Annotated in this window: 18 protein-coding genes; 9 read left to right on the top strand and 9 right to left on the bottom strand. The window is 56.2% G+C overall.

Features of this window, described 5'->3' with window-relative positions:
* Positions 1 to 7 precede the first annotated feature (7 nt).
* From BEI65_RS22690 to dusC, 3 genes are all read left to right on the top strand, one after another.
* Positions 8 to 457 (top strand): universal stress protein, encoded by a 450-nt coding sequence (locus BEI65_RS22690; RefSeq protein ID WP_099065177.1) that lies wholly within the window; start codon positions 8 to 10, stop codon positions 455 to 457.
* 25 nt (positions 458 to 482) lie between these two features.
* Positions 483 to 1442: a D-2-hydroxyacid dehydrogenase family protein gene (locus BEI65_RS22695; RefSeq protein WP_099065178.1), complete on the top strand. Its 960-nt coding sequence runs from the start codon at positions 483 to 485 to the stop codon at positions 1440 to 1442.
* 81 nt (positions 1443 to 1523) lie between these two features.
* Positions 1524 to 2453 carry a tRNA dihydrouridine(16) synthase DusC gene (dusC, locus tag BEI65_RS22700; protein WP_099065179.1) on the top strand — a complete coding sequence of 310 codons (930 nt, stop codon included), beginning with the start codon at positions 1524 to 1526 and terminating at the stop codon, positions 2451 to 2453.
* Between the two features lie 33 nt (positions 2454 to 2486).
* Here the strand turns inward: dusC and BEI65_RS22705 are convergent, their stop codons facing one another.
* The 3 genes from BEI65_RS22705 to BEI65_RS22715 form a co-directional block, all read right to left on the bottom strand.
* On the bottom strand, positions 2487 to 3170 hold the full coding sequence (locus BEI65_RS22705; protein WP_099065180.1) for a type 1 glutamine amidotransferase domain-containing protein: 684 nt from the start codon (positions 3168 to 3170) through the stop codon (positions 2487 to 2489).
* A gap of 58 nt (positions 3171 to 3228) precedes the next feature.
* Positions 3229 to 3990: an arylamine N-acetyltransferase gene (locus BEI65_RS22710; RefSeq protein ID WP_099065181.1), complete on the bottom strand. Its 762-nt coding sequence runs from the start codon at positions 3988 to 3990 to the stop codon at positions 3229 to 3231.
* Between the two features lie 75 nt (positions 3991 to 4065).
* Positions 4066 to 5004: a LysR substrate-binding domain-containing protein gene (locus tag BEI65_RS22715; protein WP_099065182.1), complete on the bottom strand. Its 939-nt coding sequence runs from the start codon at positions 5002 to 5004 to the stop codon at positions 4066 to 4068.
* 81 nt (positions 5005 to 5085) lie between these two features.
* Here BEI65_RS22715 and BEI65_RS22720 point away from each other — a divergent pair, with 81 nt between their 5' ends.
* Positions 5086 to 5955 carry a DMT family transporter gene (locus tag BEI65_RS22720; RefSeq protein WP_232519146.1) on the top strand — a complete coding sequence of 290 codons (870 nt, stop codon included), beginning with the start codon at positions 5086 to 5088 and terminating at the stop codon, positions 5953 to 5955.
* A gap of 9 nt (positions 5956 to 5964) precedes the next feature.
* Here BEI65_RS22720 and BEI65_RS22725 read toward each other — a convergent pair whose 3' ends face one another.
* Positions 5965 to 7257: an oligosaccharide flippase family protein gene (locus BEI65_RS22725; protein WP_099065184.1), complete on the bottom strand. Its 1293-nt coding sequence runs from the start codon at positions 7255 to 7257 to the stop codon at positions 5965 to 5967.
* A 154-nt stretch (positions 7258 to 7411) separates the two neighbouring features.
* On the opposite strand from BEI65_RS22725, the gene BEI65_RS22730 reads away from it, so the two are divergent.
* Positions 7412 to 8266, top strand: a complete 855-nt coding sequence (locus BEI65_RS22730) for an ATP-grasp fold amidoligase family protein (protein WP_157765477.1) — start codon at positions 7412 to 7414, stop codon at positions 8264 to 8266.
* A gap of 15 nt (positions 8267 to 8281) precedes the next feature.
* Here the strand turns inward: BEI65_RS22730 and BEI65_RS22735 are convergent, their stop codons facing one another.
* Positions 8282 to 9163 (bottom strand): LysR substrate-binding domain-containing protein, encoded by an 882-nt coding sequence (locus BEI65_RS22735; protein ID WP_099065185.1) that lies wholly within the window; start codon positions 9161 to 9163, stop codon positions 8282 to 8284.
* Positions 9164 to 9275: 112 nt separating this feature from the next.
* Between BEI65_RS22735 and BEI65_RS22740 the strand changes: the two genes are divergently transcribed.
* Positions 9276 to 10055: a 2OG-Fe(II) oxygenase gene (locus tag BEI65_RS22740; RefSeq protein ID WP_099065186.1), complete on the top strand. Its 780-nt coding sequence runs from the start codon at positions 9276 to 9278 to the stop codon at positions 10053 to 10055.
* Positions 10056 to 10294: 239 nt separating this feature from the next.
* Here the strand turns inward: BEI65_RS22740 and ansP are convergent, their stop codons facing one another.
* The gene (gene ansP / locus BEI65_RS22750) at positions 10295 to 11758 is read right to left on the bottom strand and encodes an L-asparagine permease (protein WP_099065243.1); all 1464 of its coding nucleotides are present in this window, start codon (positions 11756 to 11758) and stop codon (positions 10295 to 10297) included.
* 482 nt (positions 11759 to 12240) lie between these two features.
* Positions 12241 to 12678, bottom strand: a complete 438-nt coding sequence (locus tag BEI65_RS22755; RefSeq protein WP_085115695.1) for a PACE efflux transporter — start codon at positions 12676 to 12678, stop codon at positions 12241 to 12243.
* 127 nt (positions 12679 to 12805) lie between these two features.
* On the opposite strand from BEI65_RS22755, the gene BEI65_RS22760 reads away from it, so the two are divergent.
* Together BEI65_RS22760 and BEI65_RS22765 are read left to right on the top strand one after the other, a co-directional pair.
* Complete coding sequence (locus BEI65_RS22760; protein WP_099065187.1) at positions 12806 to 13699, top strand: LysR family transcriptional regulator; 894 nt, start codon at positions 12806 to 12808, stop codon at positions 13697 to 13699.
* 75 nt (positions 13700 to 13774) lie between these two features.
* On the top strand, positions 13775 to 14401 hold the full coding sequence (locus BEI65_RS22765) for a LysE family translocator (protein WP_085115741.1): 627 nt from the start codon (positions 13775 to 13777) through the stop codon (positions 14399 to 14401).
* A 22-nt stretch (positions 14402 to 14423) separates the two neighbouring features.
* Here the strand turns inward: BEI65_RS22765 and BEI65_RS22770 are convergent, their stop codons facing one another.
* Complete coding sequence (locus BEI65_RS22770; RefSeq protein ID WP_099065188.1) at positions 14424 to 14987, bottom strand: DedA family protein; 564 nt, start codon at positions 14985 to 14987, stop codon at positions 14424 to 14426.
* A 50-nt stretch (positions 14988 to 15037) separates the two neighbouring features.
* Positions 15038 to 15718, bottom strand: a complete 681-nt coding sequence (locus BEI65_RS22775) for a DJ-1/PfpI family protein (protein WP_099065189.1) — start codon at positions 15716 to 15718, stop codon at positions 15038 to 15040.
* Positions 15719 to 15809: 91 nt separating this feature from the next.
* Here BEI65_RS22775 and BEI65_RS22780 point away from each other — a divergent pair, with 91 nt between their 5' ends.
* Positions 15810 to 16754, top strand: a complete 945-nt coding sequence (locus BEI65_RS22780) for a GlxA family transcriptional regulator (RefSeq protein WP_099065244.1) — start codon at positions 15810 to 15812, stop codon at positions 16752 to 16754.
* The last annotated feature ends 38 nt before the right edge of the window (positions 16755 to 16792 follow it).

Genomic DNA, 16792 nt, shown 5'->3' on the forward strand with positions numbered 1-16792 from the left:
GAAGGCAATGAAAACACTGTTGGTCGCAATTGATAACTCCGCCAATGCGCGCAAAGTCATTTCACTGGCTGCTGATCAGGCGTTGGCGCAGCAGGCCGCGGTCGTAGTGCTGTGCTGTGTGGACCTCAGTTATTCCATGGCGGGTCCGTATGAAATTGAAGCGGGTGAAGATCCGGCAGATTTCGGCTATGCGCAGGATGAACAGAATGCCGCCGCCACCGTGGTGCGACAGGCGCTGGTCAAGCTGCAGGATGCCGGCGTCAATGCGCGTGGCCGAGTGGTGGCCGGTGAGCCGGCAGAAACTATCGTCGCCCAGGCCAAAACACTGAACGCGACGATGATCATTATGGGGCGCCGTCACCTTTCTCCTTTTAGACGTTTGTTGAATGGATCGCACAGCGCCCTGGTGATTGAAAATGCGGATTGCCCGGTGCTGGTTGACGTGCGTGCCGACTGACTGCCCTTGATCCCCGGAGCCGGAAATGAAGCTAAAATGTGCCATTCTTGATGATTATCAGCAGGTCGCGCTCGCCATGGCGGACTGGTCGGTGATAGCCGATCGGGTTGAAGTGTTCTCTTTTAGCCAACATTTTAGCGATGAAGCGGAGTTGGCAGTACATCTGCAAGACTGTGACATTGTGGTCGCCATGCGCGAACGCACACCGATGACCGCGACGCTGCTGGCCCGCTTGCCCAAATTGAAACTGTTGATCACCTCAGGCATGCGTAATGCTTCTATTGATCTGGCTGCAGCTGCCAAACATGGAATTATTGTCAGCGGTACCGCCAGTGGCTCTGCCGCGCCGATGGAACTGAGCTGGGCCCTGTTGCTCGGGTTAGCCAAACATCTGGTACCGGAGAATCACGGCCTGCGACACAATGGGCCCTGGCAGCAGGCGGTTGGCGTGACTCTGCAAGGGAAAACGCTGGGCCTGCTGGGATTGGGCAAAATTGGCAGTAAAATGGCAGTGGTGGCGCAGGCGTTTGGTATGCGAGTGTTGGCCTGGAGCCAGAACCTGACGGCGGAGAGGGCCGGTGAGGTGGGTGTGACGCGAGCTGAGTCAAAACAGGCGCTGTTTGAGCAGAGCGACTTTGTTTCCGTTCATCTGGTGTTGAGTGAGCGCAGCCGTGGGTTGGTGGGGCAGCCAGAGCTGCAGGCGATGAAGAAAACCGCTTATCTGATCAATACCTCGCGTGCGGCCATTGTCGATCGCAGCGCCTTGATTGACGCTTTGCAGCAGGGGCAGATTGCCGGTGCCGGGTTGGACGTATTCGAGATCGAGCCGCTGCCGGCCGACGATATCTTCCGCCACCTGCCCAACCTGCTGGCCACGCCGCATCTGGGTTATGTGGCTGACAGCAACTATCAGGTCTATTTCCGCGAAGCGATCGAAAACATCGAGGCTTTTATCGCCGGTGAGCCCCTGCGCCAATTGGGGTAGCGCGGTTTTATTCCCCCGAGACGCTTGTCTGCTGCGGGTATTCCCCCGTATCATTGCGCGTCTTTTTCAGCAGGGGTAATCATGCGCGTATTATTGGCTCCGATGGAGGGCGTTCTCGATTCTTTGGTGCGTGAACTGCTCACCGAAGTGAACGACTACGACCTGTGCATCACCGAATTCCTGCGCGTGGTCGACCAACTGCTGCCTGCCAAATCCTTCTATCGCCTGTGTCCCGAACTGCATCACGCCAGCCGTACGCCGTCTGGCACCCTGGTGCGCATTCAACTGCTGGGCCAGTACCCACACTGGCTGGCGGAAAACGCTGCCCGCGCGGTTGAACTGGGATCCTACGGTGTTGATCTCAACTGTGGCTGCCCGTCCAAGCTGGTCAATGGCAGCGGCGGTGGGGCGACGTTGCTGAAAGATCCGGAGCTGATTTACCAGGGCGCCAAAGCCATGCGTGCAGCGGTGCCTGCCCATTTGCCGGTGACGGTAAAAATACGGCTGGGCTGGGATAGCGACAGCCGCAGTTTTGAAATTGCCGATGCAGTGCAACAAGCCGGTGCTACAGAATTGGCGGTACACGGCCGTACCAAAGAGGACGGTTACAAGGCGGAGCGTATTAACTGGGCGGCGATTGGTGAGATCCGTCAGCGGCTGACCATTCCGGTGATCGCCAACGGTGAAATCTGGGACTACCAGAGCGCGCAAGACTGCCTGCAAACCACCGGCTGCGATGCGGTGATGCTGGGGCGTGGCGCACTTAACGTGCCGAACCTGAGCCGGGTAGTGAAGTACAACGAACCCCGCATGCCATGGCCACAGGTGGTGCAGCTGCTGCAAAAATACGTTCATCTGGAGAAACAGGGCGATACCGGCCTGTACCATGTGGCGCGGATCAAACAGTGGTTGGGTTATTTGCGTAAAGAATATGACGAAGCGACCGAGCTGTTCAGTGAGATTCGCGCGCTGAACAATTCGAAAGATATTGCCCGGGTGATTTGTCGTTAAGGAATAAACCGGGGAGCCATGCTCCCCGTTGAGTTAACCTGCCAGCAACTTAAGCACTTCATCTGCCACCGCAGCACCCGACGCCGGGTTTTGTCCGGTTGCCACCCGTTGATCGCTCAATGCGAATGCAGCCCAGGGTTCGGCCGCTTTTTGGTAAAGGGCACCGCGTTTTTTCAGCTCGGTTTCGGTCAGATAGGGCACTAACTTATCCAATTCGGCCAGCTGTTCCTCTTCATTACTGAAACCCGTGACCTTTTTGCCGTTAATCAGGTAGTCGCCGTTGGCCAGCTTGATATTCAGCAGCCCAATAGCCCCGTGACACACGGAGGAGACCACGCCGCCGCTTTCATATATCGACTGGCTGAGGGTTTGTAATGCCTGATTATCCAGGAAGTCCCAGATCACGCCGTGGCCGCCGGCATAGTAAATCACGCCATAATCGGCGGCATTCACCTGTGAAGGTTTCAGTGTGGCGCCCAGCCGGTTCATAAAGGATTTGTTCTGATACCACTCCCAGTCGGTGGCGTCGGCCATGGCCAGGCTGTGGGGATCGATCGGGGTATAACCGCCTGACGGGCTAACATAGTCAACCTGATAGCCGGCAGCTTCAACTTTCTTCACAAAGTGCACCGCTTCACCCAGCCACAGGCCGGTGGCGCGATCGATACTGGGGTATTTGGCAATGCTGGTGAGTACGACCAGGATCTTCTTTTTCATCTTGCTTCCTCTCGATTGACTGCTTCCATCGGGCTAAAGTATAGCCAATCTGACAGGTTCAGTTGTCCAGATCGATCTGGAAGTAGTGCATCAGCGCTTCGCGGCGTTCCTGTTCCGAATGCAGCGTTGACTCCCGGCGGTGATGATCTTCGGTGATAATCAGTTTGTTCTCGCTGAGGGTTACCCGGCCATTTTCCGTGGCGTGGGAACACACCAGCTTCTGGGTGAAATGCGACAGCGGTGAGGTGCTGTGGTAGTGGCACATGTCGGAAAATTCGGCCAACTGGCGTTTTTGCAGGCTGAAGCGATAGAGCGTTTTGGCGTGCGAACGCTGATCGCCGTTGCGGCGCTCCAGATAGTAAATATCGCCTTCCTGTTCCAGGTGGAAGGTGCCGGTGCTTTGTGGCTGTTGCTCGGCTGTGCTGACCTTTAGCGGTGTCAGAAATGAATCACCAAACCCGACGTCCACCAGATAGGGTTGATCCAGCGCCACCATCAGCGCCATATGGTCGAACGGCGGTCCGAAACTGCCATCGCGGGCGCGGATCTCGCCGGAAATAAAATGCACGTCAAAGCCGATGTCCTTCAACAGCAGGGCAAACAACCGGTTCAACTCATAGCAAAAGCCGCCGCGGTTATGTTCGACAATTTTACTGAACAGCGCTTCCTCCTCCAGATGGATACCCTGGTGATAAATAATGCTCAGGTTCTCAAAGGGAACCTTCAGCATATGGCCACGGTGTAACTGTTGCAGCGTCAGGAGGTCGGGTTTGGGGATGCCTGCGAATCCAATGTGTTGCAGGTAGCGTTGTCTGTCCACGTTTTGTCTCACAGCAGAAAAATTGAACATAAAATAGTTGGGTTTGGCAAAGTTGTGAGGGCAATAAGTGCTATGTCAGAACGCAGAAGGCTTGCCTGCCGCCTGCAGCAACAGATTCACCCAGCGGCGGGTGGTGGCGCTAACGAAGGCGCTGTCCGCCCAGCACAGGCGATATTGGTGGGTCGCGGGCAGTTGTCGGCCCTCGTCAAACAGCCGTACCAGCTTGCCGCTGGTCAGAGCATCCTGCGCCACGGCCAGGCTGCCGAGCACAATGCCCTGGCCTTCTATGGCTTCCTGCAATGCATGCCCGACGCTGTTAAAGGTGAGGATACCCCGTGGTGCCGTAACACCTTCACCAAAGGCCGCGAACCAGTCTTGCCAACCGGCAACGCCCATTTTCTGCCCATCTTTCCACGGGGAATGAATCAACTGCGATAATGCCAAATCAGCGGGGGTGACGAGCTCAGGATGCGCGGAGAGAAAGGCTGGACTGGCCAGCGGCGCGAAGGCATCGCTGAGTAACTCGCGGGAGTGCGGCGGCGGGGTGGCCGTTGGGCTGTAACGGATGGCGATGTCGGCTTCGCCATTGGCCAGATCGCGCAGGCTTTCGTTGGCGTCCAGCACCAGCGAAACATCAGGATCTGCACGGCGTAATGCCGGCAGGCGTGCTGCCAGCCAATGGCTGGCGATCCCCAGCGTGCAGGTCAGCCTCAGCGTTTGCTGTTGTTCCGGTCGGACGCGATCGCTGGCTTTTTGCAGTAGCGTCAGTGCGCGGGTTACGTCGATAGCCAGCCGTTTGCCGGTATCGTTGAGCTCTACCGCGTTACCCTTGCGATGAAACAGCTCAACGCCCAGTTCATTCTCCAGGTGACGTATCTGGCGGCTGACCGCCCCCAGCGTGACGTTCAACTCTTCCGCTGCCTCGGTAAAACTGGCGCAGCGCGCCGCCACCTCGAAAGTATGCAAGGCTTTCAGGGAGGGCAAGCGAGGTTGAGCGTTCAGCTTGAGTTTCATTCAACCATATTGCCAATCTATCGATGTTCCACAAGTGATTTTTTGCTTACTTTTGAGGCAAAGAACGCACGGGAGGATTGAGTGGACATACTGATGGGACTGGCCGCCGCGCTGTGCTGGGGCGGCACGGATTTTTTGGTCGGCATTAACGCCCGAGCGGTGGGGGTGCGCAGGGCGGTATTTTTTTCGCAAGCGATCGGGTTTGCGATTTTTACCCTGCTACTGCTGGCAACCAGTGGGCCTGTCTTTGAGGCCTCCGCCAACGTTTTGGGACTGGCATTGTTGGCCGCTGGCCTGACGGTGGGCGGGTCACTGGCGCTGTCGCAGGCTTTTGCTATCGGCAAGGCGGCGATGGTGGCGCCTTTGGTCACCAGCTATGGTGCGGTCACCACGCTGCTGTCGTGGATCAGTGGTGAACGGCTTGGCGCGCTGACGTTGATTGGACTGGCTCTGTGCCTGATGGGGGTGATGCTGACCGCCGTGAGTCTGGGCCGCCAGCCCGGCAGATCCCCATCTTCTTTACCGGCGATAGCCTTCGCGCTGCTGGCGGCGCTCTGTTACGGCATTGGCTTCTGGCTGCAAGGGCAATACACGCTGCCCGTGCTGGGGCCGAGTGTCAGTCTGTGGCTCGGTTATGCCGTAGGGCTGACGGCCCTGCTGGTGTTGAATGCTGACCGGCGAGCTTTGGTGGCGCGGCCGAACTGGCGGCAGGGTGGCCTGCTGCTGGTCGCCAGCTTGCTCAATTTGGGGGGCTTTAGCGCATTTGCTGTGGGGGTCGGCAGTGGGTCGTTGGCCATTGTGACGGTGCTCAGTACCTTGTCCGGTGGCATCGCCGCGCTATTGGCGGCTTTGCTGTTGCGCGAGCGGCTTTCCGCCATACAGTGGCTGGGGGTGTTGACGGTACTGGCGGGGGCCTTGGTGCTGCATCTCAAAGCAGCATTAACGGGGTAGCCAGTACAGCTAACCGCCCTGGGGGGCACGTCTGATATAGGTCAAAGGATTCAGCGAGCGCAGGTGCATCTGCAACACCGTGCCACGGCGGAAGAAGTAATTGAGGACGGTCAACGACAGCAGTTCGGTCAATAGCGTGCTGTAGGCGGCACCCATCATGCCGTATTGGCGGATCAGGAAATAGGACAGTGGGATATTAATGATAAACACCAGAAACATCTTCTTCGACAGAAAGCCGTAGCCGGAGAAAATCACAATGTATTTGTAGGCCAGGGTGCCCAGGGCGGAAAGCAGGGTGGCTACCGCCAACACTCCCATCGCCGGGTAAGCCGCTAAATATTGCTCCCCGTACAGCAATACGATCACCGGTTTGCCGAGTAAAAGAATACTTGCCACGATCGCGGCGGAGATCGCCAACACCAACCCATTCAGTTTGGCGGCGGTGCGTACCGCGTCATCGCGCTGATAAGCAAATATTTTGGCGAAAAACGAGGTAATGACGGCATCAGTGACAAACATCCAGGCGGTCGCCAGGGTGATGGCTACGGAGTAAATCCCCAGCGCTTCGGCGGAGACAAACCACATCAAAAATAACTGAGCCAGCCGGGTATAAATGGCGATGGAGACATTGGACACCGCCAATGGCAGACCGCTGGCAAGCAGATAGCGCACGTATTTGCGCCGAACTCGCCTTGGTGCAATAAAGCGCGGATTGCGGCGGTGATAGATGTGATGGCGGATCAGGTAGGGGATCAAATAAACCATCACGATCGGGATCGCCAGGTAATACAGGTGCAGATCAAAATAGACGATCAGATAACGCACCAGCAGCGCACTGCCCAGCCCGGCCACGTTGGCCAGCGTATTGAAGCGCGACTCCAGCCGGGCATCATGATAAATGGTGAACACGTCTCTGAGCGAGAAGAAGCTGGCGACAAAGGTGGCGGCGCAAAAGTAGAAGGTAATGAAATCTTCGCGTAGTCCGGTGTAAATCAATATTGCCGCTGAGAACAGCACAAAGCAGCCCTGTCGCAGCCGGTTGGTGGAAAACATCAATGCGGTTCCGGAGCCTGGGTTGCGGCTAATCCGCTTGAACAGCACGGTATCGGAGCCCAGCAGCGCCAGCGTCTGGGTAATGGCGAAAATCGCGGTGGCAAAGGTAATTTTGCCAAAGCTTTCCGGGCCAATATATTTCGCCATATAGGCGGTGATGAAAATGACCCCCAGGATAGACACCATTTTTTCGGATATCATCCAGAACGCATTTTTCACGATATTGATATCTATGAATTTTAATTTCACTGGTACTTTCCCTGTTGCATCTTATAATAGGATTTGTCCGATTATCTCCTTGCCCTCTGTAAGGATAGGCCCACAGGGTTTTATAATTAAGATGCTATAACCGGAATGTCAGAAGCATTTATCCCTATGCTATGTTCATGGAAGAAAGAGAAGAATGAGAAAATTCGCAAAACGACTCTATCGGGCCGCGCCCGATTTTATTTATTATCAAGTCAGCCATTATCTTGCCCATGGCTCTTTGGTCAACTTCAAAAGCCCGAAGAAATTCTCAGAGAAAATCTATCAACGAATGCGCTATCCGCACAGTGATTTCAGTAGGTTAGCAGATAAGGTTGCGGTCAGGGAGTATATTTCCCAGCGGGTATCAGAAAAGTACCTAACCCCCATCATTATGGTTACCGATAATTTCACCGAGCAGGATTACCTTTCGTTACCCCAATCGTTTGTTATCAAAACTAATAATGCCTCTCAACAGGTGAAAATAGTCAAAGATAAAGATCAGGTCAGCTATAGAGATATTGCGAAGATTCTTAGTGGATGGTCTGAAATAACCTATTGGAAAAGATTTCGTGAAAAACACTACGCGAATATCCCGCAGCAAATTATTGTCGAGGAGTTGTTAGATATAGAATCGGAAGGTGAATTGATTGACTATAAAGTGCATGTGTTTAACGGAAAACAGTCTTATTTGTTTGTCGAATTGCTGCGAGGCGGGCCTGAACCGACTTCACTGGAGTTTTTGGAAGAGCACGCACACCACTGCTTCTTTACTCAAGCGGATATCCCGCAACTCAATACGCTGAATGAAAAACCGGCATTCTGGGATGAAATGGTACAAGTGGCGAAAGCCGTCTCGGCGGATCTGGACTATTGCCGCGTCGATTTCTATCTCACCCGCGAGCAAATCTACATTGGGGAGCTGACCCTGACCCCCGGTGCCGGCAACGAGGTTTATCTGCCGCGCGCGACCAACCTGCTGCTGGGCGAGATGATGTCCAAGGCCGGGTAATCGCTGTGGCAATGCTTAGTGTTCGCTATCCGTAGGCGTGATGCTCTGCAGCCATGCCAAAAACTCAACCGCTTTGGGTTTGTCCAGCGTGCGTTGCGGATACACCACGTAGTAAGGTTTGCTGAGCGGTAGCACAGGCTCTGCCAGAGGCACCAGTGTGCCCTTGGCCAGTTCGCGCTGGATCAGGCGCCGTTGGCCGAGCAAAATGCCGTGGCCTTCAACTGCGGCATCAATTGCCAGTGAGGTCAGGTTATAGGTCAGGCCACGCCGCTGCGGCGGTGGTAACCCGGCGGCGCTGAACCATTCATGCCAGCCCGGCAGGAACTGGCTTTCTTTCCCCCAATCCACGTGGATCAGTGGCTGGTGAGTCCAGTCGCCGCTGGTCTGCACCTGCGGGCTGCAAACCGGCTGCACGCAATCCTGAAACAGCCGCACTTTTTCCAGCAGTGGATAGTCCTGATCGCCAAAACACAGTGCAAAGTCCGCCGCCGAGCTGGCGAAATCTACTTCGGCATGGGTGGCGTGCAGTCGAAGATCCACCTGCGGATGCTGGGCCAGCCAGCCGCCGATGGCCGGATTCAGCCATTTTGACGCCAGCGCCGGCAGGGCAAATAACGTCAGTTCTTCTTTGCCACGTTGGCGATCGACATGTTGCTGCGCCACCCGCAGTGTTTCAAATGCCTGCTGTACGTAGGCCAGGTAGTCCGTTCCCTGTTCGGTTAGCGTCACGCCGCTTTTGGCGCGGATAAACAGCACAATACCCAGGTGTTGCTCAAGCTGGCGGATCTGCTGGCTGACGGCTGCGGCCGTCAGCGCCAGGCTGCCGGTACGGGCAGCGGTTTCAAACGCCAGAATGGCGCTCAGTTTGGGCAGGCGGCTGCGGGAAGGAGGGCTCATGGTGGCTATCGCTAAGAATTGGTTAACTTATCCTTAACGTATTTTTGTTATTACGGCAATCTGACATTCGCTACAGTGGGTTATCCGGCCGCGATGCCAACAGGAGCCTCTGATGCAGCCACTTGCCCATATCGTTGATTTATCCGCAAACCCGATTGATGACGTCGCCTTTCAGGCTCGTTGTAAAGCCACGCTGGATACGGCGGGGGCGCTGGTGCTGCCGGGTTTTCTGACCGCGGCGGCCCTGGCGACCATTCGTCTGGAGGGGGCCGAGCATAGCCATGCGGCGTTTTATGCGGCCAGCAAGCATAACGTCTACCTGAAGCCGCAGGACGAAACATTGCCGCCCGATCATGCACGCAACCGGCTGGTGGTGTCGTCCAAGGGCTGTATTACCGACGAGGAGATCCCAGAGCAGTCACCGCTGCGTACGTTGTACGACGCGCAACCATTTCGTGATTTCCTCTGCGCCGTGCTGGCGGAACAGCGCCTGTATCCCTACGCCGATAGCTTGTCTTCGATCAACCTGCACTACGCCCATCGCGGGCAGGAGCTGGGTTGGCATTTTGACAACTCATCGTTTGCCATCACGCTGTTGATCCAGAAACCGCAGGCTGGCGGGCGTTTTGAATATGTGGAAAACCTGCGAGATGCCGATAGGGGCGAGATGAACTACGCCGGCGTGTCGCAGGTGTTGGACGGTGAACGTGCGGTTAAGCCGTTGGCGATGGAAGAGGGGGATTTGGTGCTGTTCCGTGGCCGTAACGCCATGCATCGGGTTACGCCGACCGACGGTGACATTACCCGCATGCTGGTGGTGCTGGCTTACAACGCGCAACCGGATATTGCGCTGTCGGAAAGCGCCAGAATGACCTTTTACGGCCGGCTGTGAGAGATAAAAAAACTGCCCCGGTCGGGGCAGTGAATTTGATGAAAACGTTGTCTTTGAACCCGAGATACCCGGGCCTAGCGCACCGAGGGGCCATTATGGGGCACATCCATGTGCCCCACCCTACGGGCCGACTTGAAGTCGTTCCAATTTGCTCCCGGCAAATTGGTCGGCAGCTGAAGCTGCTACGACCCCTTCGGCACGCTCTCCCTAATAACGGGCTTTGTCGGCAGTCTAAAAACTTAGTGGTGGGCTTCTTCGTGCGCCTGTTGTTCCCGTTTGACTTCCTGTGCGCGCTTGCGCAGGCCGAACCAGCCCAGCGTCAGCAACACTGCCAGCACCGGAATGGTGGCGATAGTCCAGGTGCCGTTCGGATAGTCGAACGCCATCATGACCACCACCGCCAGCAGGAATGCCAGCGTCAGCCAGGAGGTCACTGGCGCGCCGGGCATTTTGAAGGAGACCGGTTTTGCGCGGCCTTCACGCACGGCTTTGCGCAGGCGCATCTGGCAGACGATGATAAACGCCCACGAGGCGATAATACCCAGCGAGGCGATGTTCAGCACGATCTCAAACACCCGCGAAGGCACCAGATAATTCAGCAAAACGCCGATCACATAAATGCCGCAGGTCACCAGGATACCGGCGTAGGGCACCTGTTGGCTGCTCATGTTAGCCATGAATTTAGGTGCAGAGCCGCCCATCGACAGCGAACGCAGGATGCGGCCGGTGGAGTACAGGCCTGAATTCAGGCTGGAGAGCGCCGCGGTCAGCACCACGATATTCATAATGGTGCCGATATAAGGCACGCCCAGCTTGCTGAAGAAGGTCACGAACGGGCTTTGGCCTGCCTGGTAGGCGTTCCACGGCAGCAGCAGCACCAACAGGACTACCGATCCAACGTAGAACAGACCGATGCGCCAGATAACGCTGTTGATAGCCTTCGGCATCATTTTGGCCGGGTCTTTGCACTCACCGGCGGCGGTACCGATCAGCTCAATCCCGGCGAAGGCGAAGATAACCCCTTGTACCAACACCAGCGCAGGCAGCAGGCCATGCGGGAACATGCCGCCGTTTTCGGTAATCAGATGCAGGCCGGTAGTGTTGCCTGCCACCGGGGTGCCGGTGCCGAGAAACACCACGCCGACCACCAGGAACAGCGCAATGGCGACGACTTTGATCAGTGCGAACCAGAACTCCATTTCGGCAAACCACTTCACGCCGATCATGTTCATGGTGGCGACCACCCCGAGGGCGCAGAGTGCGAATAGCCACTGCGGCACATCGGCGAAGGTCCCCCAATAGTGCATATACAGCGCTACCGCGGTGATGTCGACGATACCCGTCATCGCCCAGTTGAGGAAGTACATCCAACCGGCGACGTAAGAGGCTTTTTCGCCGAGGAACTCACGGGCGTAAGAAACAAAGCTGCCACTGGTGGGGCGGTGCAGCACCAACTCGCCCAGCGCGCGCAGAATAAAGAACGAGAAAATCCCGCACACCAAATAGACCAGCGCCAGCGCTGGCCCTGCCATTTCCAGCCGACCGCCGGTACCGAGGAACAGGCCGGTACCTATTGAACCGCCGATGGCGATCATCTGTATCTGCCGGTTGCCCATGCTTTTGTGATAACCGGATTCATGGGAGTCTAACCATCGTCTTCTGGCTGCATGTTGGTCATGCGCCGTTTTTTTTTGTGATTGCATCATCCGTCCTGTTTACCTGTCTATGGAGTTACCCTGCTCTGCTGCCAGAGCAAACGATTGCTATTGCCAATCGTAGTGAGAATGAGGTCATGGCATCATTCCGCGCTTTAATACCCGTCGCCTTGCGATCTTTAGCGATGAAATTCATGGCGTATATTATCTGAGCAGCCGCAGTGAAATAACGGCGGAGCATGCTACCTTTTCTCTGTAAAGGTGGCAAAAAATCCTGCGTATAAATCGTGACCAATTGTGTTTATTTTTTGTTAAATATATAAAAGAATATATTATTCAACAAGATGATTGAATTTATCAAGACGGAAATAACGAGGAATAAAAAGTGATTAAAATCACAGAATAATAATTACCGCGCAAACTACATGGAATTTGGCTTATTTATTCGCGACGAGAATAAAGGGGGATAATAAGCTTCACCCTGCCTGCGGCGATATTGTCCACAGGCGAGGGTTATTCTTGGTCGATCTTTAAGCGGACTCACCAACCGGCAGGGCAGAACTTGGCAGGCCGAATATTTTGTCGAATGCCCAGTTAAACACGAAGGTGTAGCACGGGATAATTACGATCAGCGCCATATCCAGCAGCAGCGCCTGCCACAGCGTAATCCCCATCCACCAGGCGATCAGTGGGATCAGGTACACCACCAGCGTCAGTTGGAAGCCCACCGCATGGATAATGCGACGCTTGAGCGTCCGGGTGCGCGAGGCCTGACGGCTTTCCCACAGCTCAAACAGCGAGTTATAGATGAAATTCCAGCTTACGGCGATGGTGGTGATGATCACCGCCAGCGGCCCGGTGCTGCTGGGTGCACTGCCGGAAAGCAGCGCCAATCCGAGTGCGGAGATCGCCATGCCGATAATTTCATAGGCGGTGACATACACCAGTTTGCGTTTAACGCCTTGCATTACTCATCTCCTGACTGATTTTTTGGCTTTAGGGTCGGATGACCTTTTGCCGTCTGACGAGTAAGATACCGTCAATCATATTGATAGAAAAAGTCAGGAGCTGTCAGTTTTACTGACAGGTAATGCAATGAACTTTTCCAGCGATAATATAGAGCTGTTTTTGGCGGTACTGGATCGCGGTTCGTTTTCCGCTGCGGCCCGCTCACTGCGGCGTGTACCTTCGGCCGTCAGCATGGGGATTGCCAACATGGAGGCAGAACTGGGCTCTCTGCTTTTCGATCGTTCGCACCGCGAACCGGTACCTACCCCGCTGGCATTGGCACTGGCGCCGCATGCGCGGCTGATTGCCGATCAGCTTAAACAGTTGCAAAACCACGCCATCGAGTTGTCCCAGGGGCTGGAAAGCACTTTGTCGATCGGTATCGCCTCGGACATCAACAGCCGTGGCCTGCTGGCCGCAGTCAAAACCCTGGCAGACCGCCATCCGTTGCTGAACATCGAAGTATTGACTGCCCCGCAGGATGATGTGTTGCACATGTTGCATCAGGGCAGAATAGGCGTTGCTCTGGCGTTCGGTGGGCTCAATATCAACAGCCAGGAGCAGTTTCACTTTGTCGGCGCGGAATCGCTGGTTGCCACGCTCTCGCCACGGCACCCGGCGCTGAGCGGCACGGCGAACGAGCTGTTTCTCGAAGACCTGGTTAACGTGCGGCAAATTATGGTGGCCAGCCGCGATCTGCCGATTGCCGATCTGCGGCCACGAGTGGCGGAATCTTACTGGCGTACTGACAGTTTGCCGATGGCGCTGAGCATGGTGGAAGCCGGTCTGGGCTGGGGCAATTTCCCGCTGTCGTTGACCGCACCGTTACTGGCCCAGCAACGGCTGGTTCGGCTGAAATTCAAAAATACCAAAAATGAACTGCGCCTGCCGATCCACCTGATCTGGCTGAAAAACCGGCCACTGGAGAAGGCCGCCCGTGAGCTGGTGGCGCTGATGCAAGATATGCCGCAAGTGGAATAATCCCCGCGGCTGCATTGCTTTTATTTTCATCGCTGCGCTACTTTGAGCAATGGGATTTTTATGGAGGCAGAAAGCATGTTGAGCGAAACGGCATTATCGGTATTGAGCATTAGCGGTGCGATTACGCTGGGAGCGATGAGCCCGGGGCAAAGCTTTATTCTGGTGGCGCGTACCGCCGTAGCCTCTTCGCGCCGCGACGGTATGGCGGTAGCGCTGGGCATGGGCGTCGGCTGCTTTATCTTTGCCTTGATCGCTCTGCTGGGGCTGCAGTCGTTGTTGTTGGCACTGCCGTGGCTCTACACCACGCTAAAGGTGTTGGGTGGGGCTTACCTTATCTATCTGGCCTGTAAAATGCTGCGTGGGGCTCGGCAGCCGCTGAATGTGGAAGCGGTCGGTGAGCAGCACCTGGGGTTCCGCAAGGCGTTTACTACCGGCCTGCTGACTCAGTTGGGCAACCCCAACACCGCCATTGTGTTCGGTAGCGTGTTTGCCGCGTTGCTTAGCCATAAAATATCCCCGGTGATGTACCTCGTATTGCCGGTGATCGCACTGACCATCGATGTGCTGTGGTACGCCTTTGTGGCCTTTGTTCTGTCGTCACCACGCCCACGCCGCACCTATCTGCGTTTTAAAGCCTGGTTCGATCGGCTGGGCGGTGGTGTGCTGGCCTTGCTCGGTTTGAAGCTGATGCTAAACCGATAACGCAATTATTTTGGGTATAACCTTAGTCGGCATGGCGGCGGCGCCACCAAAACCGTAGCAACAAAATAGCGGCAATCACCAGCGCGCAAAACAGCACGCTGGTTAGCCGTTTGTCGAAACCCGAGATAAAGCGGGCGATCGCTTCACCGCCGAAATAGCCCAGCAACACAAAAATCGTCGCCCACAGGATAGCGCCCAGAATATTCAGCGGTACAAAGCGCGACGGCGGCAGCTTGCTGGCCCCGATCAGCACCGGGCCGATAATGCGGAAGCCGTACATAAAACGCACGCCAATCACGAACAGCATAGGGTGGCGAGCAATCAGCTTTCTGGCGCGTTCGATGCGCTTTTCCTGGCTCTTCATGCGCGAAATTACCTGCCCGCCGAAGCGGCGACCGAGGAAAAATAATATCTGATCCCCCAGCGTGCCACCCAACGCCACCACCGCGATTACCCAAGGCAGATGCAGCAGCCCCTGATGCGCCGCAATACCGCCCAGCAGCGTGATGGTTTCGCCCTCAGCCAGACAGCCGATAAACAGTGCCCAGTAGCCGTAATCCGTAATGTAGTGGGCTAAATCCGCCATTCCTATCCCCTATGTCTCTAACACATAAGGCTAAGTATACGCCCTGTGTGCTAGCCGCGGGCGGCAATCTGCGCCACCAGCGCCTGGCGTTGTGGCAGAGTGTCGGCCATCTGCGCCTGTACTCGCGCCAGAATATTGGCCGGTGCCAGCTCCGGTGTTCCTCCGGGGAATGGCGGGGCCGGGGCATATTCCAGATACAGTTGGATCATTTGCGCGGTTTCCTCATCCTGCAGTTCAGCGATCAATGCCAGAGCGAAGTCGATGCCTGCCGTCACACCGCCGCCGCTGATAATGTTACCGTCGCGCTCAACCCGAGCCTGGCTGGGGATGGCGCCAAACAGTGCCAGGCTGTCGCGCATTGACCAGTGACAGGCGGCACGTTTGCCCTGCAGTAAGCCGGCGGCGGCCAGGATCAGCGAGCCGGTACACACCGACGTCAAATAGCGGGCATCAGGCCCCAGACGGCGGATCTGACGCATAAATTCGTCATTCTGCAGCGCCTGGGTGCAACCGGCACCGCCCGGCACGCACAGCACGTCGCAGTGCGTGACCTCTTCCAGTTTCTGCAACTGCGTAAAGTGCAATCCTTCGGCACTGATATCTGCGCCACCGACCGAGGCAACGACAATCTCTGCGCCCGGCATGTGGCGCAGAAACTGCAGTGGGCCGGTGAAGTCGAGCTGGGTGACACCCTGATAGATCGGAAAAACAATCACTAACGATTCAGACATGATATTCGCCTCAGTTTTGTCATTTGACTTGGGTAATAATAAGCGTCCTGTTTTTGGCTGATATGACGGATAACCCTCAAAAAGCGCCATGATGAAAAATATCGGCTTTGTGGTCTTCCCCGGTTTTAACCTGCTGGATTTTGCCGGGCCACTGGCGGCGTTTGATAACGCCAATCAGTTTACTGCGACCCCGGCTTACCGCTGCCTGCCACTATCAGAGCACGGCGGCAGCGTGACGAGCTCGTCAGGTGTGGAAGTACTCACACAGGCGTTTAATCAGGGGCGCTTTGATACGTTGTTGATTGCCGGTGGCAGCGGTAATGTGGTGGCCACACAGTCTGCGGCACTGCTGGCGTTCCTGCACCGGCAAAGCCTGCAGGCGCGACGTATGGCCAGCGTGTGCACCGGCGCATTTATTCTGGCTGCTGCAGGCTTGTTGGACGGTAAACGGGCTACCACCCATTGGTACCATGCCGCCCGGTTGCAGCAGGGCTATCCGCGTATTCGCGTCGACAGTAATCGCATTTATATCCGCGACGGTGCGATATGGACCTCGGCGGGCATTACCGCCGGTATCGATCTGGCGTTGGCGATGGTGGAAGAAGATCTCGGTAGCGAACTGGCAGCCAACGTGGCGCGACAACTGGTGGTGTATCACCGCCGCCCGGGAGGGCAGTCGCAATATTCGCTGTTGCTGGAGTTGAATCCGTCTTCAGACCGTATCCGCAGTGCGCTGTCTTATGCTCGCGAACACCTGCATCAGCCGTTGACGGTGGCCGATCTGGCCGACGCAGCTTGCCTGAGTGAACGCCAATTCGGCCGGCTATTCCGTGCCGAAACCGGCCAAACGCCGGCCAAGGTGATCGAGCAACTGCGGGTTGAGGCCGCCAGAATGCGCATAGAAGAAGGCAGCGAAGCGCTGGAGGTTATCGCCCGTGCCGTCGGGTTTAGCGATCCGGAGCGGATGCGGCGGGCATTTATTCGCGTCTTTGGTCTGTCGCCGCAGGCGATAAAGCGCCTGAGCCGCGCCGGTTAAATCATTCTGCCGTGCCCAGGTGGCGCGGCGCAGTAGAG

The organism is Serratia sp. BW106 (genome assembly GCF_002607755.1).
GTDB classification, from domain to species: domain Bacteria; phylum Pseudomonadota; class Gammaproteobacteria; order Enterobacterales; family Enterobacteriaceae; genus Serratia; species Serratia proteamaculans.

What these genes read in the sequence shown, in the direction of transcription:
- BEI65_RS22770 (WP_099065188.1), bottom strand. Translation starts at nt 14,987, where the DNA reads ATGGCGGATTTAGCCCACTACATTACGGATTACGGCTACTGGGCACTG.
- BEI65_RS22765 (WP_085115741.1), top strand. Translation starts at nt 13,775, where the DNA reads ATGTTGAGCGAAACGGCATTATCGGTATTGAGCATTAGCGGTGCGATT.
- BEI65_RS22690 (WP_099065177.1), top strand. Translation starts at nt 8, where the DNA reads ATGAAAACACTGTTGGTCGCAATTGATAACTCCGCCAATGCGCGCAAA.
- BEI65_RS22760 (WP_099065187.1), top strand. Translation starts at nt 12,806, where the DNA reads ATGAACTTTTCCAGCGATAATATAGAGCTGTTTTTGGCGGTACTGGAT.
- BEI65_RS22705 (WP_099065180.1), bottom strand. Translation starts at nt 3,170, where the DNA reads ATGAAAAAGAAGATCCTGGTCGTACTCACCAGCATTGCCAAATACCCC.
- BEI65_RS22775 (WP_099065189.1), bottom strand. Translation starts at nt 15,718, where the DNA reads ATGTCTGAATCGTTAGTGATTGTTTTTCCGATCTATCAGGGTGTCACC.
- BEI65_RS22730 (WP_157765477.1), top strand. Translation starts at nt 7,412, where the DNA reads ATGAGAAAATTCGCAAAACGACTCTATCGGGCCGCGCCCGATTTTATT.
- BEI65_RS22735 (WP_099065185.1), bottom strand. Translation starts at nt 9,163, where the DNA reads ATGAGCCCTCCTTCCCGCAGCCGCCTGCCCAAACTGAGCGCCATTCTG.
- BEI65_RS22740 (WP_099065186.1), top strand. Translation starts at nt 9,276, where the DNA reads ATGCAGCCACTTGCCCATATCGTTGATTTATCCGCAAACCCGATTGAT.
- BEI65_RS22695 (WP_099065178.1), top strand. Translation starts at nt 483, where the DNA reads ATGAAGCTAAAATGTGCCATTCTTGATGATTATCAGCAGGTCGCGCTC.
- BEI65_RS22715 (WP_099065182.1), bottom strand. Translation starts at nt 5,004, where the DNA reads ATGAAACTCAAGCTGAACGCTCAACCTCGCTTGCCCTCCCTGAAAGCC.
- ansP (WP_099065243.1), bottom strand. Translation starts at nt 11,758, where the DNA reads ATGCAATCACAAAAAAAAACGGCGCATGACCAACATGCAGCCAGAAGA.
- BEI65_RS22755 (WP_085115695.1), bottom strand. Translation starts at nt 12,678, where the DNA reads ATGCAAGGCGTTAAACGCAAACTGGTGTATGTCACCGCCTATGAAATT.
- BEI65_RS22780 (WP_099065244.1), top strand. Translation starts at nt 15,810, where the DNA reads ATGAAAAATATCGGCTTTGTGGTCTTCCCCGGTTTTAACCTGCTGGAT.
- dusC (WP_099065179.1), top strand. Translation starts at nt 1,524, where the DNA reads ATGCGCGTATTATTGGCTCCGATGGAGGGCGTTCTCGATTCTTTGGTG.